The organism is Mycobacterium sp., assembly GCF_039583785.1.
Taxonomy (GTDB): domain Bacteria; phylum Actinomycetota; class Actinomycetes; order Mycobacteriales; family Mycobacteriaceae; genus Mycobacterium.
Genome location: NZ_JAVKSG010000027.1, coordinates 19,392 through 45,932, shown reverse-complemented (window position 1 = coordinate 45,932; position 26,541 = coordinate 19,392). Strand labels below are relative to the sequence as shown.

At 66.2% G+C, this 26,541-nt stretch carries 20 protein-coding genes and 1 tRNA gene; 6 read left to right on the top strand and 15 right to left on the bottom strand.

What is annotated here, in order from left to right; genetic code table 11:
- Positions 1-5: 5 nt before the first annotated feature.
- Positions 6-79, top strand: a tRNA-Gly gene (locus tag ABDV69_RS10870).
- 136 nt (positions 80-215) lie between these two features.
- Entirely contained in the window at positions 216-1,385 is a 1,170-nt protein-coding gene (locus tag ABDV69_RS10865; protein ID WP_343574067.1) for a serine hydrolase domain-containing protein, read from the top strand.
- Positions 1,386-1,397: 12 nt separating this feature from the next.
- Here the strand turns inward: ABDV69_RS10865 and ABDV69_RS10860 are convergent, their stop codons facing one another.
- The 3 genes from ABDV69_RS10860 to ABDV69_RS10850 are packed head-to-tail and all read right to left on the bottom strand — an operon-like array spanning position 1,398 to position 3,326.
- Positions 1,398-2,204 (bottom strand): DNA-formamidopyrimidine glycosylase family protein, encoded by an 807-nt coding sequence (locus ABDV69_RS10860; protein ID WP_343574057.1) that lies wholly within the window; start codon positions 2,202-2,204, stop codon positions 1,398-1,400.
- Positions 2,204-2,686, bottom strand: coding sequence for a ribose-5-phosphate isomerase (locus ABDV69_RS10855; RefSeq protein ID WP_343574055.1), 483 nt, complete (start codon positions 2,684-2,686; stop codon positions 2,204-2,206). The genes ABDV69_RS10860 and ABDV69_RS10855 overlap by 1 nt, the downstream gene beginning before the upstream one ends.
- A gap of 28 nt (positions 2,687-2,714) precedes the next feature.
- Positions 2,715-3,326 carry a DsbA family protein gene (locus tag ABDV69_RS10850; protein WP_343574053.1) on the bottom strand — a complete coding sequence of 204 codons (612 nt, stop codon included), beginning with the start codon at positions 3,324-3,326 and terminating at the stop codon, positions 2,715-2,717.
- A gap of 100 nt (positions 3,327-3,426) precedes the next feature.
- Here ABDV69_RS10850 and pepN point away from each other — a divergent pair, with 100 nt between their 5' ends.
- The gene (gene pepN / locus ABDV69_RS10845) at positions 3,427-6,009 is read left to right on the top strand and encodes an aminopeptidase N (RefSeq protein WP_343574052.1); all 2,583 of its coding nucleotides are present in this window, start codon (positions 3,427-3,429) and stop codon (positions 6,007-6,009) included.
- Positions 6,010-6,017: 8 nt separating this feature from the next.
- Here the strand turns inward: pepN and ABDV69_RS10840 are convergent, their stop codons facing one another.
- The 3 genes from ABDV69_RS10840 to ABDV69_RS10830 form a co-directional block, all read right to left on the bottom strand.
- The gene (locus ABDV69_RS10840) at positions 6,018-6,485 is read right to left on the bottom strand and encodes a DUF5130 domain-containing protein (RefSeq protein ID WP_343574050.1); all 468 of its coding nucleotides are present in this window, start codon (positions 6,483-6,485) and stop codon (positions 6,018-6,020) included.
- Complete coding sequence (locus ABDV69_RS10835; RefSeq protein ID WP_343574066.1) at positions 6,472-6,699, bottom strand: hypothetical protein; 228 nt, start codon at positions 6,697-6,699, stop codon at positions 6,472-6,474. The genes ABDV69_RS10840 and ABDV69_RS10835 overlap by 14 nt, the downstream gene beginning before the upstream one ends.
- Positions 6,700-6,763: 64 nt before the next feature.
- Positions 6,764-7,417 carry an HNH endonuclease gene (locus ABDV69_RS10830; RefSeq protein ID WP_343574049.1) on the bottom strand — a complete coding sequence of 218 codons (654 nt, stop codon included), beginning with the start codon at positions 7,415-7,417 and terminating at the stop codon, positions 6,764-6,766.
- Positions 7,418-7,537: 120 nt separating this feature from the next.
- On the opposite strand from ABDV69_RS10830, the gene ABDV69_RS10825 reads away from it, so the two are divergent.
- Genes ABDV69_RS10825 through ABDV69_RS10815 form a run of 3 tightly spaced genes read left to right on the top strand, consistent with a single transcriptional unit; the run spans position 7,538 to position 10,556 of the window.
- Positions 7,538-7,942 (top strand): globin, encoded by a 405-nt coding sequence (locus ABDV69_RS10825; protein ID WP_343574047.1) that lies wholly within the window; start codon positions 7,538-7,540, stop codon positions 7,940-7,942.
- Positions 7,942-9,525, top strand: a complete 1,584-nt coding sequence (locus ABDV69_RS10820) for a glycoside hydrolase family 13 protein (protein WP_343574045.1) — start codon at positions 7,942-7,944, stop codon at positions 9,523-9,525. Before ABDV69_RS10825 ends, ABDV69_RS10820 begins: the two co-directional genes overlap by 1 nt.
- Complete coding sequence (locus ABDV69_RS10815; protein ID WP_343574044.1) at positions 9,522-10,556, top strand: pyridine nucleotide-disulfide oxidoreductase; 1,035 nt, start codon at positions 9,522-9,524, stop codon at positions 10,554-10,556. The genes ABDV69_RS10820 and ABDV69_RS10815 overlap by 4 nt, the downstream gene beginning before the upstream one ends.
- On the opposite strand, the gene ABDV69_RS10810 is transcribed toward ABDV69_RS10815, so the two are convergent.
- The 9 genes from ABDV69_RS10810 to ABDV69_RS10770 form a co-directional block, all read right to left on the bottom strand.
- Positions 10,557-11,228 (bottom strand): hypothetical protein, encoded by a 672-nt coding sequence (locus ABDV69_RS10810; protein WP_343574042.1) that lies wholly within the window; start codon positions 11,226-11,228, stop codon positions 10,557-10,559. It lies immediately after the preceding gene.
- Positions 11,216-11,623, bottom strand: a complete 408-nt coding sequence (locus tag ABDV69_RS10805) for a thioesterase family protein (RefSeq protein ID WP_343574064.1) — start codon at positions 11,621-11,623, stop codon at positions 11,216-11,218. Before ABDV69_RS10805 ends, ABDV69_RS10810 begins: the two co-directional genes overlap by 13 nt.
- A 56-nt stretch (positions 11,624-11,679) precedes the next feature.
- Positions 11,680-16,482 (bottom strand): NAD-glutamate dehydrogenase, encoded by a 4,803-nt coding sequence (locus ABDV69_RS10800; protein ID WP_343574039.1) that lies wholly within the window; start codon positions 16,480-16,482, stop codon positions 11,680-11,682.
- 48 nt (positions 16,483-16,530) lie between these two features.
- Complete coding sequence (gene ettA / locus ABDV69_RS10795) at positions 16,531-18,207, bottom strand: energy-dependent translational throttle protein EttA (RefSeq protein WP_343574037.1); 1,677 nt, start codon at positions 18,205-18,207, stop codon at positions 16,531-16,533.
- Positions 18,208-18,255: 48 nt separating this feature from the next.
- Positions 18,256-18,723: a single-stranded DNA-binding protein gene (ssb, locus tag ABDV69_RS10790; protein WP_343574035.1), complete on the bottom strand. Its 468-nt coding sequence runs from the start codon at positions 18,721-18,723 to the stop codon at positions 18,256-18,258.
- Positions 18,724-18,904: 181 nt separating this feature from the next.
- Positions 18,905-20,941, bottom strand: a complete 2,037-nt coding sequence (locus tag ABDV69_RS10785) for a cytochrome c oxidase assembly protein (RefSeq protein ID WP_343574032.1) — start codon at positions 20,939-20,941, stop codon at positions 18,905-18,907.
- Positions 20,942-20,965: 24 nt separating this feature from the next.
- Positions 20,966-23,308: a glycerol-3-phosphate 1-O-acyltransferase gene (locus ABDV69_RS10780; protein ID WP_343574031.1), complete on the bottom strand. Its 2,343-nt coding sequence runs from the start codon at positions 23,306-23,308 to the stop codon at positions 20,966-20,968.
- The gene (locus ABDV69_RS10775; RefSeq protein WP_343574030.1) at positions 23,305-24,945 is read right to left on the bottom strand and encodes an HAD-IB family hydrolase/lysophospholipid acyltransferase family protein; all 1,641 of its coding nucleotides are present in this window, start codon (positions 24,943-24,945) and stop codon (positions 23,305-23,307) included. Before ABDV69_RS10775 ends, ABDV69_RS10780 begins: the two co-directional genes overlap by 4 nt.
- Positions 24,942-26,411, bottom strand: a complete 1,470-nt coding sequence (locus ABDV69_RS10770; RefSeq protein ID WP_343574029.1) for a wax ester/triacylglycerol synthase family O-acyltransferase — start codon at positions 26,409-26,411, stop codon at positions 24,942-24,944. Before ABDV69_RS10770 ends, ABDV69_RS10775 begins: the two co-directional genes overlap by 4 nt.
- Positions 26,412-26,541: the final 130 nt, after the last annotated feature.

Here is a 26,541-nt window from a genome sequence, read left to right as displayed (position 1 = left end):
CACACGCGGGCGTAGCTCAATGGTAGAGCCCTAGTCTTCCAAACTAGCTACGCGGGTTCGATTCCCGTCGCCCGCTCCATGCAGGTGCCGGAAATCGCGGCGGACTAGGCTGAGGACGCTTTAGGCGCCTACGTCGGCCAGCGGGCGACGAGGCCCGACCCGGCAAGCTGAGGAGGCTGACCATTCAGCATCCAGGTGCCACCGCCGACGTCACCATTCACGGTTCGTGCGAGACGCGCTTCGATCGCGTCCGCGCGGCATTCGAGCAAAACTTCCTGCAGGGCAAGGAAATTGGCGCGGCGGTCGCCGCCTGGGTCGACGACGAGCTGGTCGTCAATCTGTGGGCCGGATCAGCCGATGCCGACGGCACGCGCCCGTGGCAGGTGGACACGCTGTCCACCGTGCTCTCCGGCACCAAGGGCCTGACCAGCACCTGCGTTCATCAACTCGTGGAGCGCGGTGAGCTCGACCTGAACGCGCCGGTGGCCCGGTACTGGCCCGAGTTCGCCCAGGCCGGCAAGCAGGACATCACGCTCGGCATGGTGATGAGCCACCGGTCCGGGGTGATCGGGCCGCGTCAGCGGATGGATTGGACGAAGGTCACCGACTGGGATTTCGTCTGCGAACGACTGGCCGCGGCCGAACCGTGGTGGGAGCCGGGGACCGCGCAGGGCTATCACATGACGACCTTCGGGTTCATCCTCGGCGAGATCTTCCGCCGAGTCACCGGCGGCACGGTGGGTCAGTACCTGCGCACCGAGATCGCCGAACCGCTGGGCGCCGAGATCCACATCGGCACGCCTCGCGCCGAACAACACCGCTGCGCCGATCGGGTCGCCAAACCGCACATCCGCCAAATGCTCGCCGACGTGCACGCGCCCGGCTACCCCACCTCGCTGAGCGAACACCCGAAGGCCGGCTTGGCCGTGTCGATGGGATTCGCGCCGGACGACGAGGTGAGTTCGAACGATCTGGACCTGTGGCGTGAGCTCGAATTCCCGGGCACCAACGGGCAGGTGTCGGCTCTCGGGCTGGCGACGTTCTACAACGCGTTGGCGCAGGAGACGTTGCTCAGCCGCAAGCACATGGATCTGATCCGGGTCTGTCAGGGTGGGCTGGAGACGGATCTGGTGCTCGGCCCACGCGTCGCGGATCACGGCTGGGGGCTGGGCTACATGCTCAACCAGCGCTGCGTCAACGGACCTAACCCGTGGATCTTCGGCCATGGCGGCCTTGGCGGCTCATTCGGTTTCGTCGACCTGGAGAACCGGATCGGTTACGCCTACGTGATGAATCATTTCGACCCGACCAAGGCCAACGCCGATCCGCGCAGCGTGGTCATGAGCAACGAGATCTATCGGGTCCTGGGCGTCGAGCAGCCCTGATCCGCGCTGCCTTCAGGTTTGACAGGTCGGGCACCAGAAAAGGTTGCGGCCTTCCAACTCGGCCGTGCGGATGGAGGTTCCGCACACCCGACAGGGGTCACCGGCGCGGCGATAGACGTAGGAACGCGGCCGGCCAGGGCCGTAGGACGGCGCGCCGCGGTCATGTTCGGGGCGGAGCGTGATGATCTTGCCGCGTCGCACCCCGACCTTCATCAGGTCCACCAGGTCGGTCCAGGCCGCGGCGAATTCTGCTTCACCAACCTTCTGGCCGGGCCGGTACGGGTCGATGCCATGACGGAACAGCAACTCGTTGCGGTAGACGTTGCCGACACCGGCGATAATGGCCTGGTCCATCAGCAACGCGCCGATTGGCCTGCGCGACTTGCTGATTCGTTGCCACGGCGGCGACGGGTCGGAGTCGCGACGAAGCGGATCGGGCCCCAACCGGGCGACCACGTCGGCGACCTGAGACTCGTCGATGACCTCGCAGACCGTGGGCCCGCGCAAGTCGGTGCCGTATTCGGCGCCGACCATTCGCATCCGCACCGCCCCGACCGCCTCGGGCACGGCGTCGCCGTCCGGACGCGCCCACTCGGTGAATTTTCCGTATAAGCCGAGGTGCACGTGGACCGTCTCACCACCCACGTAGTGATGGAACAGATGCTTGCCCCAGGCCGTCGCCTGTCGCAGAACCTGACCATCGACAGCGGCTGCCGAGGTGGCGAACCGACCCTGCGGGCTCGACACCGCCACCGGTGCGCCGGCGAAGCGACGCTGATGCAACCGGGCCAACCGGTGCAGCGTGTGCCCCTCGGGCACTACGCCCCGTCGGCGCCGGGCACCGGTGGCGCCTGGTGGGTGCGCTCGTACTCGTCGAGAATGTCGATACGCCGTTGGTGGCGTTGCGCCGCCGACCACGGCGTGCTGAGAAAAGCGTCGACGAACGTCAGCGCCTCCGGCGCGGTGTGCATCCGCGCGCCGATGCTGATCAGTTGCGCGTTGTTGTGCTCGCGTGCCAGCGACGCGGTCTGCACGCTCCACGCCAGCGCGCAGCGAGCGCCTGGCACCTTGTTGGCCGCGATCTGCTCACCGTTGCCCGACCCCCCGATCACGATGCCCAGGCTTTCCGGGTCGGCCACCGTCTTCACGGCGGCATTGATACAGAACGCCGGGTAGTCGTCCTGCGCGTCGTAGGTGTAAGCGCCGCAGTTGATCGGCTCGTGGCCGGTCTTTTTCAGGTGCTCGATGATCTGCTGTTTGAGTTCGTAGCCGGCGTGGTCGGAGCCAAGGTAGACGCGCATGATCGTGATCCTGCCCCGCCGAACACCTCTAGTCGAACTCGGGGGCCTCCGTACGCGTCCGCTTGAGCTCCCAGAAGTGCGGGTAGGCCGCAAAAGTCACCGAGGCGTCCCACAGCTTGCCGGCCTCTTCGCCGCGCGGGATCCGCGACAACACCGGGCCGAAGAACGCCGTCCCGTTGATGTGGATGGTGGGCGTGCCGACGTCATCGCCGACCGCGTCCATTCCGGCGTGGTGGCTCTTGCGCAGCTCCTCGTCGTACTCGGTGCTGGTTGCGGCATCGGCCAGCTCGGCGGGCAGGCCCAACTCCTCGAGCGACGCCTTGATGACGTCGTCGAGGTCCTTGTTGCCCTCGTCGTGAATCCGAGTTCCCATCGCCGTGTACAGCGGCGCCAGGATCTTTGACCCGCGAGCCTGCTCGGCGGCGATCGCCACCCGCACCGGGCCGAACGCCTTCGAGAGCTTCTCTTTGTATTCGGCGGTCAGGTTCTCGCGGTTCTCGTTGAGCACCGCCAGGCTCATGACCTGGAAGTTCACCTGGATGTCGCGGACCTTTTCCACTTCCAGGATCCAGCGGGAAGTGATCCATGCCCACGGGCACAGCGGGTCGAACCAGAAATCGGCAACTGACTTCTCGGACATGCTCAGATCCTCTCGTCGACGGTCGGCTAGCCGTCCGGCACAACCCTAGCTGCGACGGTCCAATTCCCGCCGCCGGGACTCAAAGCCCTAAGTTGGATACGTGGCCCTCCCCAACCTCACCCGTGACCAGGCCGTCGAACGCGCCGCGCTGGTCACCGTCGACAACTACCGAATCGCCCTGGACCTCACCGACGGGGAGGGCAAGCCGGGCGAACGCACCTTCCGCTCCACCACGACCGTCACGTTCGACGCCCGCCCCGGCGCGGACACCGTCATCGACATCGCCGCCGCGACGGTCCGCAGCGCGACGCTCAACAGCCGCGACATCGACGTGTCCGGTTATGACGAGTCGGTCGGTATCCCGCTCAGCGATCTGGCCGAGCACAACATGCTCGTGGTCGACGCCGACTGCCGCTACTCGAACACCGGTGAGGGTCTGCACCGGTTCGTCGATCCCGTCGACAGCGAGGTCTACCTCTACTCGCAGTTCGAAACCGCCGACGCCAAGCGGATGTTCGCGTGCTTCGACCAGCCCGACCTCAAGGCCACCTTCGACATCTCGGTGACCGCGCCGCAGCACTGGCAGGTGGTGTCCAACGGCGCGACGGCGAGTATCGCGGGCGGCGTGCACACCTTCGCCACCACCCCGAAGATGAGCACCTATCTGGTCGCGTTGATCGCCGGGCCGTACGCGCGCTGGGACGACGTCTACCGCGACGAGCACGGCGAGATCGCGCTCGGCCTGTTCTGCCGCGCCACGCTGGCGGAGTTCATGGATCCCGAGCGGCTGTTCACTCAAACCAAGCAGGGTTTTGGCTTCTACCACAAGAACTTTGGCGTGCCGTACGCGTTCGGCAAATACGACCAGCTGTTCGTCCCGGAATTCAACGCCGGCGCGATGGAGAACGCCGGGGCGGTGACGTTCCTGGAGGACTACGTCTTTCGCAGCAAGGTGACCCGGGCGTCGTATGAGCGGCGTGCCGAGACGGTGCTGCACGAGATGGCGCACATGTGGTTCGGCGATCTGGTCACCATGCGGTGGTGGGATGATCTGTGGCTCAACGAGTCCTTCGCCACCTTCGCCTCGGTGCTGTGCCAGGCTGAGGCAACCGAATACACGCAGGCGTGGACGACGTTCGCCAACGCCGAGAAGTCGTGGGCCTACCGGCAAGACCAGCTGCCGTCGACGCATCCGGTGGCCGCCGACATTCCCGATCTGGCCGCCGTCGAGGTCAACTTCGACGGCATCACCTACGCCAAAGGCGCCAGTGTGCTCAAGCAACTGGTGGCCTACGTCGGGCTCGAGCACTTCCTGACCGGCCTGCGGGATTACTTCCGCGCGCATGCGTTCGACAACGCCACCTTCGACGACCTGCTCACCGCGCTGGAGAAGGCCTCGGGCCGCGATCTGTCCGACTGGGGCCGACAGTGGCTCAAAACGGCCGGGCTCAACACGCTTCGCGCCGATTTCGACGTCGACGCCGAGGGCCGGTTCACCCGGTTCGCAGTCGCCCAGAGTGGAGCCGCACCCGGCGCGGGCGAGACGCGGGTGCACCGGTTGGCGATCGGCATCTACGACGACGACGGCAGCGGAAAGCTGACGCGGTCGCACCGCGAAGAACTCGACATCGACGGTGTGAGCACGGACGTTACTGCACTGGTTGGGGTTTCAGCGGGTCGTTTGGTCCTGGTCAACGATGACGACCTGACTTACTGCTCGCTGCGGCTGGACCCCGGGTCACTGGACACCGCTCTGGGCCGCATCTCCGACATCGGCGAACCATTGCCGCGAACATTGGTGTGGTCGGCGGCCTGGGAGATGACTCGTGACGCCGAGTTGCGTGCCCGCGATTTCGTGGCGCTGGTGTCGGGTGGCATTCAGGCCGAAACCGAGGTCGGTGTCGCCCAGCGGCTGCTGCTGCAGGCGCAGACCGCGCTGGGCTCCTACGCCGAGCCCGGGTGGGCCCGCGCCGAGGGCTGGCCGGCATTCGCCGACCGGCTGCTGGAGTTGGCCCGCGGCGCGGCGGCGGGCTCGGACCACCAGCTGGCATTCGTCAACGCGCTGTGCACGTCGGTGCTGTCACCTCAGCACGTGTCGGTGCTGACCGACCTGCTCGAACGCGACCCCGCAGACTCGGGTCTGGCCGGGCTGACGGTCGACACCGATCTGCGGTGGCGGATCGTCACCGCGCTGGCCGCCGCGGGCGCGATCGACGCCGACGGCCCGCAGACGCCCGTCATCGATGCGGAGGTCCTGCGCGACCCGACATCTGCGGGCAAGCGACTCGGCGCGCAAGCCTCGGCCGCACGACCGCAGGCGGCCGTGAAGGAATCGGCGTGGACCCAGGTCACCGAGGACGACACGCTGGCCAACATCGTCGGACGCTCGATCATCGCCGGTTTCGTTCAGCCTGGCCAGGGCGAGCTGCTGAAACCGTTCGGCGCGCGGTATTTCGCCGCGATCCCCGGCATCTGGGAGCGTCGGTCCAGCGAGGTCGCTCAGACGGTGGTGGTCGGCTTGTATCCGTCGTGGGACATCAGCGACGACGGCATCGCCGCGGCGGACGCGTTTCTCGGCGATTCCGCGTTGCCGCCGGCGCTGCGTCGGCTGGTGCTCGAGGGCCGCGCCGGCATCGAACGGTCACTGCGGGCCCGCCGATTCGACGGCGGCGGCGACGCCTGACCTGGCCGCTAGGACGGCGAGATACCCGCGCTGGTGACGTTGACCGCGCTGATCAGACCGTCGATCAGGTTGCCGTCTCGAAACGACGACGCCGCCGCGGCGACACCGAGCGGCGCGGCCGACTCGGCTCCTCGGCCGCGGACCGCCGAGCCGTAGACGATCTCGATCGCGTGCTGGTCCGGCGAAACCGCGATCAGCACCGCGTCGTCGGGGGTCGGCACCTTCGCCAGGATGTCGCGCGCCCGCGCCCCGGTGTCGCTGCCCAAGTCGCCGATGTAGACCGCGAAGCGTGCACCGGCGGCGCGCGACCCGTAAGTCAGCGCGTCGTCCAGGTGAACCAGGTCTGCGATAGGAAACGGGTAGTGCACCGAAAGTTCGCCGGGCTCGGTGACACCCGAGATGCGGCCACTGGCCGTGATCACCGAGCCGTGCGGCAGCTCTAGCGGTGCGACGGTCGCTAGTTCACCACTTGCCACTTGCTCCACCTCCCACGCTGAACTCGGATGCGCTGTGTCCGTGACCGCCATCACCGACAGCCTCGTCGGTGGCAGCCCACAGGATGGGCGCATGAGTCCAAGGCTTCGACAGCTGGTAAGTCTCCGGGTGTGGCCCCTTGCGTGACCAGATCGGCACCGCCAGCAGGGCTACCAGCAACAACGGGATTCCCACAAAGTAGAGATGGATTTCCATCATGCTCACGACGAAAACCGTATCCCACCGCCGAACCGACGGCTACACAGCGCTGCGTCTGGCGCTAGGCCGCGCCCTCGCCGAGATACCGCGCCCAGGACGGATCGACTTCCTTGACCGTCGACAGCAGCCGCCAGTGCTGACCCTTGGGCGGCGTCGGCGGCATCCGCAGCGACCAGCCCAGCTCGGTCAGCAACTTGTCGCCCTTGCGGTGGTTGCAGGTCGAGCAGCACGCGACGCAGTTCTCCCAGGAGTGCTCGCCGCCGCGACTGCGCGGCACCACATGGTCGACGGTGTCGGCCTTGGCTCCGCAGTAAGCGCAGCAGAACCGGTCGCGGTGCATCAGCGCCGCGCGGGTCATCGGGACCCGGGCCCGATAGGGCACCCGGACGAAAGTGCGCAGTCGGATCACCGACGGCACCGCGATCGACCTGGACGAGGAATGGATCACCGGACCGGTCGGATCGTCGTGCACGACGTCGGCCTTACCGCAGATCAGCATGATGATCGCCCGCCGTACCGGTAACGCCGTCAACGGCTCGTAGGTGGAGTTCAGCAGCAGCACCCGTCGACGGTTCCAGACAGACCCGGCGTCGAGCACCGGCTGATGAAGGTCGACGGTACGGACGCTGTGCAGGGTTGAGCCGGTCGCGGGCCCGTTGAGACCTGCCGCCGCACCCGAACTGTGGTGGCTGCGGCGTTTTGTGCGCTGCGCCATTCGTCCTCCGCTGCCCAGTCCACCACGATTCGCCGGCCAACGCACGCCAAATTGACCGGTGTCCGCTGGTCAATCCGGTGAACACCCGGTGCCAATGGCCCACGCGGGGCATGGCTCACAATGGAGGCGATGGAACAACCACAAGAGACCTTCTACGACGCCGTCGGCGGTGCGGAGACGTTCCATGCGATCGTGGCGCGGTTCTACGACCTGGTCGCCGAGGACGAGATCTTGCGGCCGCTGTACCCCGAGGACGACCTGGCCGGCGCCGAGGAACGACTGCGAATGTTTCTCGAGCAGTACTGGGGTGGCCCGCGGACGTACTCCGATCAGCGCGGCCACCCCCGGCTGCGGATGCGGCACGCGCCGTTCCAGATCGGTCCGTTCGAACGCGACGCCTGGCTGCGGTGCATGCACACCGCAGTCGCGTCCATCGATTCGACAACTCTCGACGACGAGCATCGCCAGGCGTTGCTCGACTACCTGGAAATGGCGGCACACTCGATGGTGAATTCGGCGTTTTGATGAGCACAGCTCGACAGCGGCCGTGGTGGGCGGATGCATTGTTCTACCAGGTGTATCCACGCTCATTCGCCGACAGCAACGGCGACGGCGTCGGCGACATCGACGGTGTGGCAGCACAGTTGGACTACCTGGACCGGCTCGGCGTCAACTCGATCTGGTTCAGCCCGATCATGGTGTCTCCGATGGCCGATCACGGCTACGACGTGTCGGACCCGCGCGACATCGATCCGCTGTTCGGTAGCTTGGCCGCACTGGAGCGACTGATCGAAGCGGCACATCAGCGCGGTATCAAGATCACCATGGACCTGGTGCCCAACCACACCAGCTCCGAGCACCCGTGGTTTCGCGAGGCGCTGGCCGCCGAACCGGGCAGCTCCGCGCGCGACCGCTACATCTTCCGCGACGGACGCGGACCCGGGGGGGCGCAGCCGCCGAACAACTGGCAGTCGGTGTTCGGTGGCCCGTCCTGGACGCGAGTCACCGAGCCGGACGGCACGCCCGGCCAGTGGTATCTGCATCTCTTCGATGTCGAGCAGCCAGATCTCAATTGGGAGAACCCCGAAGTTTTCGACGATCTCGAGAAGACGCTCCGGTTCTGGCTGGAGCGCGGCGTCGACGGCTTCCGCATCGATGTCGCACACGGGATGGCCAAGCCGCCCGGTCTGCCCGATACCGACGTCGAGATGCGGCCGCGGATGCTCAGCGACGGCGACCCACGGTTCAACCACGCCGGCGTGCATGCAATTCACCGCAATATCCGCCGGGTGATGAACGACTACCCCGAGGCGGTGACGATCGGCGAGGTGTGGGTGTTCGACAACGCCAGCTGGGCCGAGTACGTCCGCGCCGACGAGTTGCACCTGGGCTTCAACTTCCGGGTGGTGCGCGCCGAATTCGACGTCAGCGAGATCCACGATGCGATCGAAAACACCCTGGTCGCCGCCGCGATGGAAAAAGCCACGCCGACATGGACATTGGAGAACCATGACGTCGTTCGCGCACCCACCCGCTACGGCGGCGGCGAGCGCGGATTGGACCGGGCCCGCGCGATGGCGCTCCTGACGCTCGCCCTGCCGGGCGCGGTATTCCTCTACAACGGGCAGGAATTGGGCCTGCCGAATGTCGAGTTGCCCGACGAGGCGCTGCGCGATCCGACGTGGGAACGCTCCGGGCACACCGTGCGCGGCCGCGACGGATGCCGCATTCCGATTCCGTGGCGCGGCGACGCTCCCCCTTTCGGTTTCTCCGACTCGTCTGACACCTGGCTGCCGATTCCCCCGGAGTGGGAGTCGCTCACCGTGGAGAAGCAGCTCCTCGATGCCGACTCGACCTTGTCGTTCTTTCAGCGTGCCCTCGAATTACGGCGTAGCCGTGACGAATTCACCGGTGACAGCATCGAATGGCTCGAAGCGCCGAACGACGCGCTGGCATTCACCCGCGGCGACGACGGCTTGTGCTGCATGCTCAACGCCGGCGAGCGGCCGATCCCGTTGCCGGACGGCGAGCCGATTCTGACCAGCGCGCCATTGGTCGACGGCGAGCTGCCGGCGAACGCGGCGGCGTGGCTGGTGTATCACGCATGACGTACGCGTGGACGGTTATCGGTGCCGGGCCTGCGGGCATCGCTGCTGTCGGGAAGCTACTCGATCGCGGCGTTGCCGACGAAGACATCGCCTGGATCGATCCGTCGTTCGCGGCCGGCGATCTCGGCACCAAGTGGCGGTCGGTGTCCAGTAACACCAAGGTTGGCACATTCCTGGAATACCTGAATGGCGCCAAGGCATTCCGATTCTCCGAAGCACCCGCGATGCCGCTGACCGAAACGGACCCCGAGGAAACCTGCGCCCTCGCGCTGGTCGCCGACCCCTTGAGCTGGATCACCGATCACCTGCGCGAGCGAGTGGAGATCTTCGAAACCATGGCCACCGGCCTAACCCTAGAGAACCGGCAGTGGCGGATCGAAACAGCGCAGCAGGATATCGCGTCGTCCAATGTGATCCTGGCGGTGGGGGCGACACCGAAAAAGCTGAACTACACTCAGCTGCAGGAGATTCCGCTCGAAGTAGCCCTCGATCCGGGAAAGCTCACCGGGCAACCGCTGAAGGACGCCACGGTGGCGGTGTTCGGTTCATCGCACTCGTCGATGATCGCGCTTCCGCACCTGCTCCGTCACCCGGTGGCGAAGATCGTCAACTTCTACCGCAGCCCTGTGCAATACGCGGTCTACCTTGATGATTGGATCCTGTTCGACGACACCGGCCTCAAGGGCCGTGCCGCGGACTGGGCCCGGGAGAACATCGACGGCGTGCTGCCGGACCGCCTGGAACGCTGCCTGGTCGACGGGCCCGACTTCGACGACAAGCTCGCCGAGTGCGATCTTGCGGTGTACACCGTCGGCCTGCAACGCCGGACGTTGCCCGAGACCAGACAATACGGTCACCTTGATTACAACCCCGACAACGGCATTCTGGCCCCCGGACTGTTCGGCGTCGGCATCGCGTTTCCGGCGCGCGCGGTCGATCGCTACGGCTATGTCGAATACCGGGTGGGCCTGCAGAAGTTCATGGACCACCTCCACGACGTGCTGCCGTTGTGGTCGCGCTACTCGACGTAGTCAGCGCAGCACCACCGCCGGGTCGCCGCGGCGGCGGTACACCGAGCCGAACCGCGCGTCGATGCGGAGCCAGGTCCGCAGGACGCGCACCCGCACCATCTCGTCGGAATCGACAGCGTCGGCCTCTTGCGGCAGGAAACCCATTGCTGTCAAAGCAAATACGCATCGCATCGGGACGCCGACACTCTCGCCGCCCGCGCTGACCCGGATCACCTCCTGGTCCAGCAGTGACACCGGCGGCCCCTGAGCGCGGCCGTGCTCCTTGGCCAGCTGCGACCCGCGTTGCGCCAGGTCCAGCATCAGGCGGGCCGGCACGTCGTCGAGATGGGTGAACCCGGAGTCCGGCGGCAAGGCACCACGCCAGGCGGAATCCATCGGAAAGCCTGGGTTGACGTAACCGGCACTGTCGACGGCTGCCAGCCCTCGCCCCAGTTCGTCGGCGCCGACCGACAAGTCGTCGGGCCGCACGACACCGGCCACTACTCTGCTGGCCAGCACGTCCAAACCCGTTGCGGCCCAAGCGGTGAACTCCCCCACCGACCGTGCACGCAGCCGGACGACGGCGGCGGCGTCAAGCCGTGCCGCCCGCTCGACGAACGCGGCCAGGTCGGCGCGGTTGGCGGCGACGGAGTCCGGACCGAGCCAGACTCCCCGGTCGGCTACCTCAGCCACCGCTGCAGGTATTCCCGATGGTGTGGCGCCAGGCGAACCAGTCGCTGTTCGTCGATGTTGAACGCGGCCAGTTGCGACTCGCCGATCACCGCAGGCTTCGACTCCGGTCCGGCGTTGACCGACCGCACCTCGTAGCCGAGGGTGAAATCGACCGCCCGCAGCCGCTTCGTCCACATGGCCACCTGCAGCGGCGAATCCATCAGCCGCAGTTGGCCTTTGTAGGTGACGCGCACGTCGGCGATCAGCAGGCCGATGTCGAGGATGTCGGACTCGAAAGCCGGTTTGAGGAACGGGATCCGCGCCTCCTCCATGATCGTGACCATGGTCGCGTGATTGACATGCTGGTACATGTCGATGTCCGACCACCGCACCGGAACCGGCGCGACGAAACCCACCGGGTTCAATCGCCGCTCCTCCTCATCGCTACGCTCTGCATCGTCACCGGCGGAGCTCACCCTGCCGCTCCTCGCCCCCTGGTGCGTGTCATCGATCGAATCTGACGCGCCGCCACCGACAGTGTGGCCAAATCCCGTTGACCGCTCCCGTAAATCTCCATCAGTGTCCGTCGCGCCCGCTCGACGCGCGACGCACTGATGTGCTCCCATTCGGCGATCTTCTCCTCGCCGGTCTCGTCGGGCTCGCCGACGGCAAGCACGTCGGAACACAACGAGCGTAACGAAGCGTAGATGTCGTCGCGAATCGCCAAGCGCGCCAATGAATGCCAGCGGTCGGCGCGCGGCAGTTCGGATACCGCAGTAAGTAGGCCGTCGGTACCCAGGCGATCCATCAGCGCGAAGTAGGTGTCGGCGACCTCAGTGGGATCGCGATCTTCGATGTCGGCGACGTCGATGACGTCCAGCAGGCTGTAGCGGTACAGGCCGACGGCTACCATGTAGGCCAGGCCCTGCGACGCGCCTTGGCGGGCGAATTCGGCGGCTTCCTTCGCGACGATCGCCTTGTCGTCGCCGCGAAGCCACTCCGACATCCGCGGCGTCAGTGCCGCGACTTTCCTGGCGAACCGGTTGATCTCAGCGCCCACCGCCAGCGGCTGCGGACGGTAGTTGAGCAGCCAGCGTCCGGCGCGGTCGATCAAACGACGGGTGTCGAGTGTCATCCGGTCGGACAGCGCGATCGGCAGTCCTTCGGAGCGGATGCTGTGCCACAGCTGTTCCACCCCGAAGATGGCGTCGGTCGCCGCATAGGTGCGCACCGCATCCACCGGGCGCACGCCGGTGTCCTGGGTGATGCGGTAGTCGTAGCTGATGCCGGCGGTGTCCACCAGGTCGTTGACCAGCATGGTGGTCACGATCTCGCGTCGCAATTGGTGCGAGCGGATCGCCGGCCCACACCGCTCCCGCAGCTGTGAGGGGAAGTAGCGCGGCAGCTTGCTCGCGAAGACCTCCTGATCCGGCAGGTCGGTTTCCAGCAGCTGGTCTTTGAGGGTGAGCTTGACCTGCGCCATCAAGGTGGCGAGTTCCGGGGAGGTGAGCCCGATGCCGACCTCGCGGCGGCGCGCGATTTCCTTCTCCGACGGCAGGGCTTCGAGCTCGCGGTTGAGCCCACGCTCGGCCACCAGATACTTGATTTGGTCGGCATGTACCGGCAGCAGGATCGGTGCGTTGGCACGGCTGGTGCCGATCAGATCGTTCTGGTCGGCGTTGTCGGCGAGCACAAGTGCGGCGACCTCCTCGGTCATCGACTCGAGAAGTTGCGCACGTGCAGCCGGATCGATCTTGCCGGCGGTCACCTCCGCGTCGACCAGGATCTTGATGTTGACCTCATGGTCTGAGCAGTCCACTCCGGCGGAGTTGTCCATCGCATCGGTGTTGATCCGTCCGCCGCATAGATCGAACTCGACCCGACCGAGCGCCGTGACACCCAGATTACCGCCCTCGCCAACAACTTTCGCGCGCAACTGGTTCGCGTTGACCCGCAGCGCATCGTTGGCCTTGTCACCGACGTCGGCGTCCGATTCGGCTTCGGCTTTGACATAGGTGCCGATACCGCCGTTGAACAACAGATCCACCGGCGCCAGCAGGATCGCGCGGACCAGGTTGGGTGGCGTCATCTCGGTGACGTCGCCGTCGATGCCCAGCGCCGCGCGGACCTGAGCGCTGATCGGGATCGACTTGTGTTCGCGGCTGTACACCCCGCCGCCCGCGCTGATCAGCGACGTGTCATAGTCCTCCCAGCTGGAGCGGGGCAGGTCGAACATCCGCTGTCTTTCCCGCCACGAGGCGGCGGGATCGGGATCGGGATCCAAGAAGACATGGCGGTGGTCGAATGCGGCCAGCAACCGAATGTGCTTGGACAGCAACATGCCGTTGCCGAACACGTCACCGCTCATGTCGCCCACGCCGACGACGGTGAAGTCTTCGGTTTGGGTGTCGACGCCCATCTCGCGGAAATGCCGCTTGACCGCTTCCCAGGCGCCCTTGGCGGTGATGCCCATGGCTTTATGGTCGTAGCCGACCGATCCGCCGGATGCGAAGGCGTCACCCAGCCAGAAGCCGTAGGACTCGGCAACCGCGTTGGCGATGTCGGAGAACGTGGCGGTTCCTTTGTCGGCGGCCACCACCAGGTAGGCGTCGTCGCCGTCGCGCCGCACGACTTCGGCTGGGGCCCTTACTTCTCGGGTGTTGTGGTCGACATTGTCGGTGACGTCGAGCAGGCCCGAGATGAACAGCTGGTAGCAGGCGATACCTTCGTTGCGGTTCGCCTCGCGATCGGCGGCGGCAGCACCGGTCGGCAGCGGCGGCTGCTTGACGACGAACCCACCTTTGGCGCCGACCGGCACGATCACCGCGTTCTTGACGGCCTGAGCCTTGACCAGGCCCAGGATTTCGGTGCGGAAGTCCTCCCGCCGGTCCGACCAGCGCAGGCCACCGCGCGCGACGTAGCCGAATCGCAGGTGCACACCTTCGACCCGGGGTGAGTAGACGAAGATTTCGAACTTGGGACGCGGCAGCGGAAGCTCTTCGATGAGTTGGGCATCCAATTTCAGCGCTAGCACATTCTGGCTACGGGCCGAATCTTGTTGTTTGACAAAGTAATTGGTGCGAAGCGTCGCCTGGATCAGCTCGGCGAATGCGCGCAGCACGCGATCGGTGTCCATGCTGACCAGCGCGTCGATGTCGGCGGCGACCGCCGCGGCCGCTGCCTGCGCGTCGCGACTCCTCGACGAGCTCGGCGAATCCGGGTCGAAGAGTGCCTCGAACAACGCCACCAACGCCCGCGCCGTGGAGGGGTTTTCGTTGATCACCGATTCGATGTGGGACTGGCTGTACGTAAAACCGGCCTGCCGCAGATATTTCGCGTAGCTGCGCAGCAGCACAACCTGCTGCCAGGTCAAATCGGCGCGCATCACCAGCTCGTTGAACCGGTCGATCTCGGCGCGGCCTTCCCAGATCGCGGTCACCGCGTCGGCGAAGCGCTGGGAGGTCGCCTCCCGCTCAGGGCCGGGCTGCGCCAGCGGAACGGTAGGTTGCGGAGTGATCTTGAACTGGTAGATCCAGATCGGCAGCCCGTCGGGACGCGTGACGGAGAACGGTCGCTCCTCGAGCACCTCGACACCCATCGACTGCAGCATCGGCAGCAGCTCACTCAAAGATGCGGTTCGCCCACCCAAATACCATGTCAGCCGCGCCGTTCCGTCATAGTCATGGTCGGACAGCACCAGCTTGACCGAGTCGTCGGTCAGCTCGTCGAAGATTGCGATGTCGTTGATCGCGTCGGCTGGGGTGACGAACTGTTGGTAGGCCGCGGAAAACGAGTTCGCATAGTGATCGGCCGCGGCGGGCTCGACCGCAGATGCGGCCGCCTCGGTGAGCATCCGGTCGGCCCAGGTGCGCGCGGCTTCGCTCAGCAGCGTTTGCAGCCGGACCCGGTTGGCGTCGGAGGTGTCGACCTTGTCGGCGGCGTCGTGCAGGCGCACCATGAAATGCAGCAACGCCCAGGGGGATTCGGTGACACGCGCGGTGAATTCGAGACTGGTCCCGCCGAATTCCCGGACCAGGATGTCCTCGATCTGCAGGCGCACCGCCGTCGTGTAGCGGTCACGCGGCAGGTAAACCAGACATGACACGAAGTATTCGAGACGGTCGGCCCGCAGGAACAGCAGCGCACGACGGCCCGATCCGAGGTCGACCACCGACTTGGCCATCGCCAGCAGCTGCTCGGCGCTGCGCGCGAAAAGCTCCGTGCGCGGGACGGTTTGGATGACGTCGAGCAGCAGCTGGCCAGGGTGGCCGGGGTCCAGGTCAGCCATGGTGAGTACCTCGTGGACCCGGCCGGAGATGATCGGGATCTCCAGGACGTCGGCGTTCAGCGCCGCGACCGTGAACAGCCCGATGAGGCGATGCTCGAAGATGTCGCCGTCGGCGTTCTCACGGACGGCGAAGACGTACGGGTAGGCACCGAAGCGCAGGTAGCTGGCCACGTCAGTCTGTGCGAGCGCGAGCAGTTCGTTGTCCAGAGTCAGCCGCGGGCGAGAAGCCTTGCGCCGCCGCAATACTCCGAGGCTGGCCGTCGCTGCGTCACCCGAGACCCGGCCGTCGCGCACCGGGCAGCGTTGATACCCCAGCAATGTGAAATTGCCTGCGGAAAGCCAACGCAACAACGTCGCGACGTCGGCGTTGTCGGCGCCCGGGTAGTGACCGTTCGCGTCGCTTTCCACGTCGTCGGCCAGGTCATTCAGCGCCGAGATCATCGCTGTCGCATCCGCCGCGACCCGGCGGAGGTCGGCGAGAACCCGCGGCAGCAGGCGCTCGGCCTCGTGCAGGGCGTCGCGGTCCACCGATGGTGCCAGCTGGACGTGGATCCAGGTCTCGTCGACCCCGTCGCCGGAGTCTTTCGGGGCAACGGCGAGCAGGTCGCCGGCGCCGTCGCGGCTGACCTGGAAGACCGGGTTCATGATCGCCGCGTAGGCCACCCCGAGCCGGTGCAGCAGCACCGTGACCGAATCCATCAGCATCGCGCCGTCGTCGGTCACCACGTGCAGTGCCGGACCGAAACCACCCGGGTCATCGGGTGAGTAGACCGCGACCCGGCTCTCCCCCGCCCGTCGATGTAGACCGAGCCGGTACTGGGCGCCGAGTAGCGCCGGTGTCAGCACGGGCGCCGAAGCCGGTTCCGGTTCGGCGTGGGCATCGTCTTGGTGCGGGCCTTGGTAGCTGTCGGAGTAGGCGTTCGAGATCCAGGTGGGAATCTCGCCGCTGTCAGTGAACGTCGTCCAGGCATACGCATCAATCGTCATGGCGACCGCTCCTGACGTAGGTATTCCGACGCTGGCATGCTCGCGACACTAGTCGCGCGTGAGCCTCCGGTGAGTCACCCGGTGCGGACGCGCCGCCTCCGCTCCGAGGCGGTCGATCTTGTTCTCCTCGTAGGCACCGAAGTTGCCTTCGAACCAGAACCACTCGGCCTCGTTGTCGCCATTGCCTTCCCACGCCAGGATGTGGGTGCAGGTCCGGTCGAGGAACCAGCGGTCGTGGGAGATCACCACTGCGCAGCCGGGGAACTTCTCCAGCGCGTTCTCCAGCGAGCCCAGCGTCTCGACGTCGAGGTCGTTGGTCGGCTCGTCGAGCAGGATCAGGTTGCCACCCTCTTTGAGGGTGAGCGCCAGGTTGAGCCGGTTGCGCTCACCGCCGGACAGCACCCCGGCCGGCTTCTGCTGGTCGGGGCCCTTGAAGCCGAACGCCGACACGTATGCCCGCGACGGGATCTCGTTCTGCCCGACATGGATGTAGTCCAGTCCGTCGGAGACGGTCTGCCAGACCGTCTTCTTCGGGTCGATCCCGCCGCGCGACTGGTCCACGTAGCTCAGCTTGACGGTCTCACCGACCTTGACGACGCCGCTGTCCGGCTGCTCGAGCCCGACGATCGTCTTGAACAGTGTGGTCTTGCCGACACCGTTGGGGCCGATGACACCGACGATGCCGTTGCGGGGCAGCGTGAACGACAGGTCCTTGATCAGCGTGCGTCCCTCGAAGCCCTTGTCGAGGTGTTCGACCTCGACGACCAAGTTGCCCAGTCGCGGGCCGGTCGGGATCTGAATCTCTTCGAAGTCGAGTTTGCGCGTCTTCTCGGCTTCGGCCGCCATCTCCTCGTAGCGCCCCAGCCGGGCCTTGTTCTTGGCTTGGCGGGCCTTGGCGCCGGAGCGAACCCAGGCCAGTTCTTCGGTGAGCCGCTTTTGCAGCTTGGCGTCCTTGCGGCCCTGCACCCCGATCCGCTCGGCTTTCTTCTCCAAATACGTGGAGTAGTTGCCCTCGTAGGGATAGGCGCGGCCGCGGTCTAGTTCCAAAATCCACTGGGCGACGTTGTCGAGGAAGTAGCGGTCGTGGGTGACGGCCAGCACCGCGCCCTCGTAGGCGGCCAGGTGCTGCTCGAGCCACTGCACACTCTCGGCGTCGAGGTGGTTGGTGGGCTCGTCGAGCAGCAGCAGGTCCGGCTTGGACAGCAGCAGCTTGCACAGCGCCACCCGGCGGCGCTCACCGCCGGATAGGTGCGTCACCGGTTCGTCGGGCGGCGGGCAACGCAAAGCATCCATCGCCTGCTCGAGCTGCGAGTCGAGATCCCACGCGTCGGCGTGGTCGAGCTCCTCCTGCAGCCGACCCATCTCCTCCATCAGCTCGTCGGAGTAGTCGGTGGCCATCAGCTCGGCGACCTCGTTGAAGCGGTCGAGCTTGACTTTGATGTCGCCGAGCCCTTCTTCGACGTTGCCGCGAACGGTCTTCTCTTCGTTCAACGGCGGCTCCTGCAACAGGATGCCGACGGTCGCGTCGGTGGCCAGGAAGGCCTCGCCGTTGTTGGCCTTGTCCAACCCGGCCATGATCCGCAAGACGCTCGACTTACCCGCCCCGTTGGGGCCGACGACACCGATCTTGGCGCCCGGATAGAAGCTCAAGGTGACGTCATCGAGGATGACTTTGTCGCCGTGCGCCTTGCGGACCTTTTTCATCGTGTAGATGAACTCAGCCATGCCGCGGTGTTGCCTTCCTGGTTTGCGAGGTATTGCTCGCGCCCCATCCTAGGCAGCCGCGGTGTCTGCGCTGTGAGCCCGGTTGACATCCTCGGCGCCGGGCAGCTCGACCGCTGCTCCGGGCTCCAGCGTTGCGCCGGCCGCGGCGTCCGGTCCGGATGAGACCACCTTCTCGACGCGGGCGATGCAGCGAGATAGGTCGGGGCCGACGGAGCCGGCACGCATCTCCAGCGTCGAGCGCCGAATACCGTCGCGGTCTTCGTACTCGCTGGTGTGAACATGTCCCACCACGATGACCGGCGAGCCCTTCCGCAGCGAAGCCCCCACGCCGGAGACCAGCCGACCCCAGCAGTTGACGGTGACGAACAGCGAGTTACCGACCTCCCATGTGCCGTCGGCACCCCGGCGTCGCGAATTGCTGGCCACCCGGAATTTCATCACCTCCTGGTCGCCGACTGCGCGACGTATCGGGTCGTTGACGATGTTGCCGACCACGGTCAGCGGTGTTTCGAACATTGCTTGTTCCCTTTCCTCGGTGGCGGCGCAGCGCCGCCTGTGCTGCACCCCATTTACCGCGCAGGCCCCGACATGACAGCCGGTCTTCCCGGCCGGCGTGGCGGCGCTGTGCAGAAAGTGCCAGGTGTGGACAGCAGGGAGCATCCGCGAACCAGAACCTAGGGTCGTGATTCGCTCGAAATCACAGCCCCGGTTTCTGCTTCACGGCACCCTCGTAGGGCTGGAGGTCTTGCCGCGCCAACTCGGCGAGCATCGCGTTGTAGGCCGCCAACTCGGCGTCGTCGTCGCGGTCTGCCGCGCGATCCAGTCGCCGGGCGGTTCGCTCGTCGCTGCGTGTCCACTGGACCAGCAACGCGATCATCACCACGACCAACGGTATTTCGCCTGCAGCCCAGGCCATTCCACCGCCGAGCCGCTGATCGCCCATCAGGTCGGTATGCCAGCTCAGGTGCAGCGACCGATAGAAATTCTCGCCGAGCACCTTGTCCGTGCCCATCAGCACGATGGCGAAAAATGCGTGCAATGGCAGCGACGCGAAAACCACTGCGACCTTGGCCAGGGGCGGGATCGGCCGCGGCGTCGGGTCGACACCGATAACCACCCAATAGAACAGGTAGCCGCTGAGCAGGAAGTGCACGTTCATCACCACGTGCCCGACGTGGCTGCCGACCGCGACGTCGAACAGGCCACCCAGGTACAGCCCGTAGAACCCGGCGACGAACAGGACCGTCGCAACTATCGGGTTGGTGAGGAACCTCGAGATCCTGCTGTGCAAAGCGGCCAGCAGCCATTCGCGCATGCCCGGCGGTTGCCCGCGGCCGGCGGCCGGAAGCGCCCGCAACGCCAGTCCGACCGGGCCGCCCAACACCAGCAGGATCGGGACCAGCATCGACATCGTCATGTGCGCAGCCATGTGCACGCTGAACATCGCCGGCATGTACCGGCCCATTCCCGACGAGCTGACGAACAGCAGCGTCGCACAGCCCAGCAGCCAGGAGACGGTCCGACCTTTCGGCCATGCATCGCCGCGGCGACGCAGCCGCCGCACTCCGGCCAGATACAGCGCGGCGAACACGATCGCCGCGGAGCCGAAGAGGAGGTCGAACCGCCAGTCGAACAGCATCCGCAGCGGAGTGAGCGGGCCGTCGAAGTCGTAGCCGATTTTGACCACGGTGGTCGACGGGATGCGCAGCGACAGCGGCGGTGGCCGGGTGCGGCTCAGGCCGACCGCGACGCCGAACGTCAGGCCGAAAAGCACCGCCTCGATGGCTGCCAGCCGGACGAAGCGGGTTCGCGAGGTCGGATCATCTTGCAGTGCAACAACTCCGTTGCGTCGTTGGCGCCAGCCAGCGACGCCGAGCAGGCATAGCGCCACGAATTTGACGACGACCAGTCGCCCGTATTCGCTGGACAGTAGGTCCGACGGGCGGATCCGGACCAGCGCATTGACAACGCCGCTGAGTGCCATAGCGCCGAAGCACCACAAGGCGATCGTCGAGAATCGCCGCACGGCGAGATCGGCGCGCTGCCCGCCGCGGGCCACGTGCATCAGTAGCGCCAGCAGTCCACCGGCCCAGAGGCTTCCCGCGAACAGATGAATCAGCAGGCTATTGGTGGCCAAGTCGTGGGAGCCGCCGGCCGACGAGTGTCCGGTCAACCCCAGCGGTACCAACGTCACCAGCGAGCCGCCCAGCAGCAACGGCGTCCACGACCACCGAAGCACCGGAAGGCTGGCCACCGTCAGCGCGGCAGCCAGCAGCGCGGTCCATCGCCACGCCGAGGAGATGTTGATGATGCCGGCCAGCGACCACAGGCTCGCGGGGTTCAGGTGAGCGGTGAACGGCTGCCCGGATACGTCGGAAACGGTCAGCGGCACCAGCAGCGCGGCGCACACCGTCCACGCCCCGGCCGCCACCGTCCCCACCCGCAACGCGCGATAACCGTCGACATCGAGAACGCCATTGTCCTGCGGCGGGACTAGAAATGCGGCGGTCAGGAAGGACCCGACGGCGATTACCGCGGCGATCTCGCCGGCGGCCCGGACGAAGGGCAGCCCGATCGTGGTCACCGGTCCTGGATTGGGCAGTCCGGTCGCGGTCAACGCAGCCGCCAGCGACAGCAGCCCGATCCCCGCGGCCGTGCACCCGGCCAGCGTCGCCACCCCGATGAGCAGCGGCCATACCGCCGCCCGGTGCCGTGCGGCCGGAGGACCCGTCATACCCAAAGGGTACGGGCCCCTTAGCTACGACCGCCCCGCACCGCGGGCCTCGACCTCGCGGGCAACGAACTGTTGGCGGGCGATCTGCGCGACATGGTCGAAGTCCTGCAGGATGGCCTGCAATTCGCGACGAAACGCGACGCGACGCTCGGCCAGGTCCGGCCCCGGCTTGACTAGATCCTGGTCGGCGACCACCTGACGCGCGGTGTCGAACAGCAGCGTCGACACCGGCTCGCTGCTGCGTACCCGACCCTGCGCGACGTACTGCTTGCCGACACCGAGCGCCAGCTGGGTGAGCTCTTTGGCACCGATGTCGGCCGGCGCATCGCGGAGCACGTCGGCGACGATCTCGTAGGCCTCGAAGAACACCCGCAGCATCGCGTCCGACATCAGCGGTCGCTTGGCGTAGAGCATCGCGTCGATCTCCGCGGGGCCGGCGGTTACCTGGGCTTCCCAGCCCTCGTTCCACGACATCTCGTTGGCGATGTTCTGACGAAAGGCCGCAGAATCGGCAAAGTAAAAGTCGAATTTGAGGAGGGCGCGCAGCCGCATCGCCTGCGTCCAGAACGCCTCCAGCCGGTCGCCGTCGACTCGAGCGGCATACGCCAGCGCCAGCTCGACGATCACGGTCTCCAGGAAGGCGTGGATCACCGAGTTGCGGTAGAACGCGGCGGTGTGCTCGTTCTCGGGAGCGATCCGCCACACCGGTTCTCGACCACTGTCGACCCGTGTGACAGGGTGGCCGTTCGACAGTGAATCCACCGCTGCACGAACACCTTCCGGAGTGCGCAGCCGCAGGGCACTGGTGGACATCGGCGTGTTCTTGCGTTCCAGGTAGTCCAGCGAATCCTGCAAGGTGTGATGTAGTTGACCGACCGTCAGAGCCACACCGTGCGTGGTCAGCAGCAGCGCCGATACCAGACCGGTCGCATTCACCGGGGTGGATTGCAGGATCCGCCTCGCGACTTCGAACGACATCTTCTGCAGTGCAAGCCGTTTGACGGCTTCGTCGTTGGTGATATCGCCGCGGCGCGAGCCGAGATAGTCTCGCATCGAGACCGCCTCGGGGAAGCGGACGTAGATTTTGCCGTAGTTACGCTCACCCTGGGCCTTGATGAAGTTGTACATCCAGCTCAGACCCTCGGGGCGCTTCTCGCCGCCGCGGGCGTACGCGGCGTACTCAGCGGTCTCGTGCAGCTGGTCGAAGCTGATCGAAACCCCTTGCAGCAGAATGTCATCGCTGCGACCGTCCAAATAGGCATCGGCGACGTAGCTCATCAGCCCGAGCTTGGGCGGCAACATCTTCCCGGTGCGGGAGCGGGTGCCCTCGATGGACCAGCTCAGGTTGAACCGCTTCTCCACCACATAGCCGACGTACTCCTTGAGTACGTATTTGTACAGCGGATCGTTGCCGATATTGCGCCGGATGAAAATGGTTCCGGCGCGACGAAACAGCGGTCCCATCACCCCAAACGCCAGGTTCACACCCGCGAATACGTGCACCGGCGGCAGCCGATTCTGCTGCATCGCCACCGGCATGACTGCGCCGTCAATGTAGGAGCGGTGCGAGAACAGCAGCACCGCCGGGTGCGCTTCCAGCGCGGAGCGCAGCGCCGCCACCTGGTACTCGTCGTAGTCGATCTCGCGGTCGAATCCGCGGCTGAACAGCCTGCCCAGCACACCAACGAGGTCGACGGATACTCGGCTCCATCCGGTGGCGAGTTCGTCGAGCATCTTTCCGGCCTTCTCGAGGTCGGCGCCTGGGATCTTCTCCAGCCCGGCGCGGAATCGCGCGGACGCCATGATCTCCGGGCGTACCAATCGCGGCGATTTGTATTGTGGCCCGAGGATTCGATATTCGGCGCGTTCCATCGCCAGCAGAGCGCGACGCGTGACGAAGTGCGCGAATTCACGAGGGTTGTCGCCGACGGTGATATCACGCCACTGCTGGCGAAGTTCGGATACCTTGGCAGACTCACCGACCACCACCTGCGCGCGCGAGCGATCGGACCGCAGGATGTGGCGCTGCTGACGTTCGCTGGGCTGGTAGGGATTTCGGCCAGGGAGCAGAGCCGTGACCCGGTTCAGTGCTGTCGCATCGGCCGGCGGCATCCAGAAGACGCGCACCGGCACGATCGACCGGTCTTCGTCCAACTCGAGTTGCTCGACGAGTTGTGCGAGGGCGCCCGGCGTCGGATTCTGCCCGGGCAGCGCTAGCACTTCGAGTTTGGTCTCCGGGTGGCGGGCACGTTGCTGAGCCAGCCACGCGGCAAGCAGCTCTGATTCAATCGGTGACGACGACGCCGCCAACACCAACATGTCGTTGCTGGTGCCGAGTGAACCTGTGTCGGCGGACGCGGTGGTCATGGTCGACCCTTTGGCCGCGGCGTACTCGGTTGGGCCTCGGTCGTTGTGTCCGGAGCCGCTTTGGCGGCGGTCTTGTTCGCTGCCGCTTTCTTCGCAGGCACGGCCTTTTTCGCGGGCGCGGCCTTTCGCGGCGACGGCTTCTTTCGGTACACGTCGTGGTCGGGTAGTTCGTCTTCCGGCCAATCGGCCAACGCGTCCACATACAGTTGCCGCACCTCGGCGATCCGGTCCGCCAACGTTTCCACCGTCCAGTCGGCGACCGAAATCGGCGGGAACACAGCCACATCCACCGTTCCGGGGTTCATCGTGGTCGAGTTGCGGGCGGCGATCATCTCGGCATTGCGGATCACGATCGGCACGATCGGTATCCCCACCGCCATCGCCATCCGGAACGGCCCCTTCTTGAACGGGCCGACGCTGGTGGTGTCCAGTCTGGTGCCCTCCGGGGCGATCATGATCGACAACCCTTGCCGCGCGCGTTCTTCGACCTGATGCAGCGACTCGACCGCCGCGGCCGGGTTGTCCCGGTCGATGAAGACAGAGTCGAGCACCTTGCCGAGCGTGCCCATGATCGGGTCGCCCTTGAGTTCTTTCTTGCCCACGGCGACCCAATTGTCGCGGATCAACGCTCCGACGATGACAGGGTCGGCCTGGTTGCGGTGGTTGAAGATGAACACCGCAGGACGCTCAGCGGTCAGGTTCTCCTCGCCGAGGATGTTGAGCTCAACACCGCTGGCGGTCAACAACATCTGCGACCACGTCGCCGTGAAGAAGTTAACCCCGCGGCGCCTGCTGCGGGTCAACAATCCGATCCCCAGAGCGCCGGCCGCGACCGGCAGCACCGAGCCGACCCCGGCCAGCGCGCGCAGTTGCGCGGTGATGCCTCCGCCGCTGCGGCTGGTGAACCGCAGAATCGGCCAGCCGCGCCGCTTGGCGACCGCGGCCATCTTGCCTTCGGGGTTGGTCGGGCGCGGATTTCCGACCAGATACATCAACGCGACGTCCTCGTCGCCGTCGGCGTAGAAGTAGCTGTCTTTGAGGTCAATCCCGTTCTCGCCGGCGAACTTCTGCACCGCGGCGGCCTTACCCGGCCCCCACAGAATCGGCGCGACGACACCGCCGGTGAGCACCCCGTCGTCGTCGGTCTCGAACTTGTTGGTGAGCGTGTTCAGGATGCCGAGGAAGCGCGCCACCGGTGCCACCTGGATGGTCAGCGCCGACGAACTGAGCACCACGGTATGCCCTCGGGCCAGGTGTGCACGCACCAATTCCCGCATCTCCGGGTAGATCCGGGACTCGATGCGCTGCGCGAACAGTCGCTCGCCGATCTCCTCCAGATCGCTCAGTATGCGACCGCGCAGCGCCCCGGAAGCCTTGCCGATGAGTTCTTCGAACTCGATGCGTCCGAGTTGATGATTCAGTCCGGCGGTGACCATGCTGATGAGCTCGCCGACTCCCATGTCGCGGCGCCGCAAGCGTTCCTGGGTGAGGATGACGGCGGTGAAGCCGGCCACCAGGGTTCCGTCCAGGTCGAAGAACGCGCCGATCTTCGGTCCGGGCGGGCTGGCCATGATTTCGGCGACCGACCCGGGCAACCGGAGATCGCGCGCCGCTTTCTTCAGCTGGTCGCTCGTCATGAATCCGCCACCGATCGCTTCGACGTGTCGGACGCATCGAACGAGGCCGGTACCGCCTGCAAAGCGGGATCACCTGCCAGCGCCAGGATTTCGTTGAACCCGTCCAGCAGACACTGGGCGAACAACGTCTCGTCGCGGATGGCGGCGCGGTCGTAACGCGCGGTGATGGTGCAGTAGCCGCCGCGGGAGATCAGCACGACCATCATCGCCACCCCGGGCAATGGGCCAAAGCCGTACTGCCGCAACACTTTCGCTCCGACAAGGAAGGTGTCACCCGGATAGACCGGTACGTTGCTGGCCTGCACGTCGGAGGCGACGACCGAGCTCGTCATCGACTCCAGCAGCGGGCCCGGCAACACGCTGAGCACCGGCGCGATCGAACCGATGATGTCCATCGCGGGCTCGTCGCGTCGCTGGGTCATCTGCAAGCGGATCTTCTGCATGCGAGTGACCGGGTCCAGGGTGGCGATCGGGGCCGCCAGGTTGACACCGGTGAACCGGTTACCGCCGGCCGCGTCGGATTCGGCCCGCAGGCTGACCGGCACCGCCATCGGCAACGTCGCGATCGGCACCCCGAGGGCCTCGTGGTAGCGCCCCAGGGCGCCGCACAGGCCGGCCAGGTAGGCGTCGTTGATCGAGCCGCCACCGGCTTTCGCGGCCCGATGCAGATCGGACAGCGGGATGTCGATGGCCTCGCTGCGGGTGGCCAGGCTGCGGCGACGAAGCAGCGGAGACGGTTCAGCCGCCCGGCTGACCACCCGGGCACCGGATCGCGCGTAGCCCAGCACCCCCGACAGCGTGGCGCCCGGGCGCGAGACCGTCCGTCCGACCACCGACGCCGCACCCCACAGCGCGCCACCGGCCCCCTTCACCACGTTGACGGCCAGGTTGTTCAGCCCTTCGCGCATCAAGTCGTTGGCCGATAGGTCCTGCGGGATGGGCTGGTCCGGGGTCGGCTGCGCCGGCGGATCGCGCTCAAGGTCATAGATGTGGGCGAACATCTCGACACTGCCCACACCGTCGGTGACGGCGTGGGACAGGTGCAGCAACGTCGCCGCCTTGCCGTCGGGAAGACCCTCGATCAGCGTGGCCGTCCACAGCGGTCGGGCGATGTCCAGCGGCGACTGCACCATCACCTCGGCAAGGTCGAAGACCTCTCGCAGTGATCCGGGTTCGGCGACCCGGATCCTGCGGACGTGGAAATCCAGGTTGAAGTCCGGATCGACCACCCACCGCGGCGCGGCCGTCGGCAACGTCGGGACGACTACCTTTTGCCGCAGCCGCAGCACTCGCCGGGATGCGTTCTCGAAGCGGGCGCGAAACCGCTCCCAATCGGGTGTACGGTCCAGGATTTCCAGGGCTGTGATTCCCGAGCGCGTCCGAGGATTGGCCTCGCCGCGATGCAGCAGGTAATCGACCGGCCCCAGCGCCGTGGGCAACCCGGCCGCGTCGACCTGCTCAGCCATTGACAGCCCCCCGCGTCAATGCCGCTATCGCCACCCAGACCTCCCGTTTCGAATCGGCTGCGCACCCCTGGCCGGGACGCTGCGGGCAACTCCAAGGTAGTCCGGTTGACGCGGCGGTGGTAGCCGATTG

Bases quoted from the DNA above. Each gene is read 5' to 3' on its own strand.
- ABDV69_RS10855 (WP_343574055.1), bottom strand. From the start codon at position 2,686: ATGCGCGTCTACCTTGGCTCCGACCACGCCGGCTACGAACTCAAACAG.
- ABDV69_RS10850 (WP_343574053.1), bottom strand. From the start codon at position 3,326: ATGTCCGAGAAGTCAGTTGCCGATTTCTGGTTCGACCCGCTGTGCCCG.
- ABDV69_RS10835 (WP_343574066.1), bottom strand. From the start codon at position 6,699: ATGGAAATCCATCTCTACTTTGTGGGAATCCCGTTGTTGCTGGTAGCC.
- ABDV69_RS10830 (WP_343574049.1), bottom strand. From the start codon at position 7,417: ATGGCGCAGCGCACAAAACGCCGCAGCCACCACAGTTCGGGTGCGGCG.
- ABDV69_RS10825 (WP_343574047.1), top strand. From the start codon at position 7,538: ATGGAGGCGATGGAACAACCACAAGAGACCTTCTACGACGCCGTCGGC.
- ABDV69_RS10820 (WP_343574045.1), top strand. From the start codon at position 7,942: ATGAGCACAGCTCGACAGCGGCCGTGGTGGGCGGATGCATTGTTCTAC.
- ABDV69_RS10815 (WP_343574044.1), top strand. From the start codon at position 9,522: ATGACGTACGCGTGGACGGTTATCGGTGCCGGGCCTGCGGGCATCGCT.
- ABDV69_RS10800 (WP_343574039.1), bottom strand. From the start codon at position 16,482: ATGACGATTGATGCGTATGCCTGGACGACGTTCACTGACAGCGGCGAG.
- ettA (WP_343574037.1), bottom strand. From the start codon at position 18,207: ATGGCTGAGTTCATCTACACGATGAAAAAGGTCCGCAAGGCGCACGGC.
- ssb (WP_343574035.1), bottom strand. From the start codon at position 18,723: ATGTTCGAAACACCGCTGACCGTGGTCGGCAACATCGTCAACGACCCG.
- ABDV69_RS10785 (WP_343574032.1), bottom strand. From the start codon at position 20,941: ATGACGGGTCCTCCGGCCGCACGGCACCGGGCGGCGGTATGGCCGCTG.
- ABDV69_RS10780 (WP_343574031.1), bottom strand. From the start codon at position 23,308: ATGACCACCGCGTCCGCCGACACAGGTTCACTCGGCACCAGCAACGAC.
- ABDV69_RS10775 (WP_343574030.1), bottom strand. From the start codon at position 24,945: ATGACGAGCGACCAGCTGAAGAAAGCGGCGCGCGATCTCCGGTTGCCC.
- ABDV69_RS10770 (WP_343574029.1), bottom strand. From the start codon at position 26,411: ATGGCTGAGCAGGTCGACGCGGCCGGGTTGCCCACGGCGCTGGGGCCG.